Annotated in this window: 3 protein-coding genes; all 3 read right to left on the bottom strand. The window is 45.4% G+C overall.

Annotated elements, in window-relative coordinates; genetic code table 11:
* Positions 1 to 352: glycosyltransferase (locus tag BG32_RS02170; protein ID WP_147434802.1), on the bottom strand; the 352-nt coding region annotated here is incomplete at its 3' end.
* Entirely contained in the window at positions 339 to 1,454 is a 1,116-nt protein-coding gene (locus tag BG32_RS02165; RefSeq protein WP_121526330.1) for an FtsW/RodA/SpoVE family cell cycle protein, read from the bottom strand. The genes BG32_RS02165 and BG32_RS02170, both read right to left, overlap by 14 nt.
* A gap of 2 nt (positions 1,455 to 1,456) precedes the next feature.
* On the bottom strand, positions 1,457 to 2,455 hold a 999-nt coding region (gene murD / locus BG32_RS02160; RefSeq protein ID WP_121526329.1), incomplete at its 5' end, for a UDP-N-acetylmuramoyl-L-alanine--D-glutamate ligase.

Here is a 2,455-nt window from a genome sequence, read left to right as displayed (position 1 = left end):
TCTTTGCCGCTCTGACAACTGGATAGGAAACGTATCCGCCCGTTGAAAAAAGGAAATCGGGGCTGAATTCGGCAAGCTGTCTCTTTACAGACCTTTCAGTTCTGAGATGTGAAAAGAAAATACTGGCATTGGCAGGACTGTACAGGGGCCTTTTCAGTCCAGTGAGCTTCAGTGACATCTTCCTTACCCCGGGGAAATCTCTATCAACACTTCTATCATCTATCTTTCCCCAAACCGTGAAATACAACAGCTCTATTTCTCTTACACGACTCAGGGCATGCAGAATTGCAACTGCAGGATAATAGTGTCCTCCGGTTCCCCCGCCACAAAAGGCAATTTTAAGTTTTTTCATCCTGGAGTCCCTTTTCTTTTTCTTCTTCAGATTCTAAGAGTATTGAGAAGACCAGTCCGTAACCAATCATCAATGACATTATCGAAGAGCCCCCCGAACTTACGAAGGGCAGTGTGACACCAGTAGGTGGAAAGAGACCCAAATTTACGGCAATATTAATCGTAGCCTGGATCATTATGTAAAGAGCGAATCCAATTATGTAGAGCTTGCCTTCGAGTGTTCTCGAGCCTCTGAGCCCGACAACGATAAGCTCTCTTATAAAGCCAACATAGGCAAACATTAGCACAAGCAATCCAACGAGACCGAGTTCCTCTCCAATAACTGCAAAAATGAAGTCGGAGTAGCTTACGGGCAGGTAATATTTGACAAGTCCCATACCAAGACCTTTACCGGTGAGACCGCCCGAAGAAATCGCCATAAGGGAGTATGAGACTTGCTCATGTTCCTCGCCAGTTAAAGAAGTCAAGAAGGAGGTTATCCTCTGAATCTGATAGTCCTCTATGAATCCGCCACTGTACAGAACTAGCACCAAAATTACAACGAAGATAAGTGCTAGCGACAAATAACGCATTTTGATACCGCCGATTATCATCATGACAAAGGCAATTGCAACGATAATCCCAGTGGTAGAGAGATCCGGCTCAATAAATACGAGTATGGCAAGTGGCGCAGTCATTCCTAGAGGGATCAGAAAAGTAGTCAGGAAATTTCTCTTCTTTAAACCTCCGAAATGTTTAGCTAGAACTAGAAGCAAAGAGATCTTTGCAAACTCCGAGACTTGGAGCGAGAAGCTGCCAATATCTATCCATCTGTTTGACCCACCCCTGTCTGGAAAAAAGAGCACGGCAACCAGCATAATAAGCGTAAGCGGATAATAGATGGTAAAGGCGTTCTTGAAATGCCAGGGACCTTTCATATATATCATTATGAGAGCTCCCGCAAGACCTATTGCATAAGCTATCAGCTGCTTCTCTAAAAACCCGGAAGCAGTCACGTCCGGGTGTCTCGCCTCCATGCTTATCCCGGCACTATAAATGAACACCAGCCCAAAAATCACGAAGACACTGGTGTACAGCGCCAGCACCAAATAGGTCCTCTTCATACTCACTCCAGTGCCATTACTATTTCTCTAAAGTGGTTTCCTCTCTCGCTATAATTGATATAAAGGTCATAGCTGGATCCCGCCGGACTGAGAACAACATTGTCGCCCTTTGTGGCAAGTCCCCTGCATATTTTTACCGCGTCGGCCATGTTTGCCGCGCCGGAGACCGGTATTCCCCTCATCTGAAGTTTAGCAGATAATATCTTCATTGAACTCCCAAGCATGACCACGTGTTTAAGTTGACCGAGTTGTTCGATCAGTTCCGAGTAAGTCTCGTCCTTTTCCCTTCCACCAAGAATAAGAATAGTCTTTGAAGGCTCGAAGCTCCTTAAGGCTGCACTGACAGCATGTGCATTAGTTGCTTTTGAATCGTCGTAGTATTTTACTCCTTCTAGCTCTCGCACAAGCTGCAATCTGTGAGAGAGAAAGGTATAGCTTTTCAGTTCCTGAAATACATCCTCGGCGGACAGACCTATAAGCTGCGAAATCAATAACACTACCAGAACATTTTCGTAATTGTGCAGACCGGTAAATGGAAGATCTGACGTTCTGAACTCAATGCCTCTCACTCTCAAATGTTCTCTGTCAAAACTGTCAAATCCTTCCCCAAGTGCTACAAACGGACGGAGCTTAGAGCCTTTCAAAAGCTCTTTTTGACAGTCGGCTACCGCCTTTGGAACAACAGTAATACCTTCGGTCATCTTTGCCAACCGCAGTTTAGATTTGAAATAGTCGTCAATGCTTCTGTGATAATCTAGATGGTCTTCTCCAAGGTTTATTACGGCCGACAAGTGGAAGCGGACTCGTTCCTCCGCAAACCACTTCAGCTGGAAGGAACTGACTTCGAGCACGTAGTAATCATAAACCTCTTCTGCCACACCTGCGAGAGGGTAACCGAGGTTTCCGCCCTGAAAGACCTTTCGATTCTTTCCGGAAATAATGTGTCTGAGCATTGTAACGGTTGTTGACTTACCATTTGTTCCCGTGACGCCGATCACCGT

The sequence above is a fragment of the Mesotoga sp. HF07.pep.5.2.highcov genome, from assembly GCF_003666285.1.
Taxonomy (GTDB): Bacteria; Thermotogota; Thermotogae; order Petrotogales; family Kosmotogaceae; genus Mesotoga; species Mesotoga prima.
The sequence above is the reverse complement of the archived record's forward strand: the minus strand, read 5'-3'. Positions and strand labels throughout refer to the sequence as shown.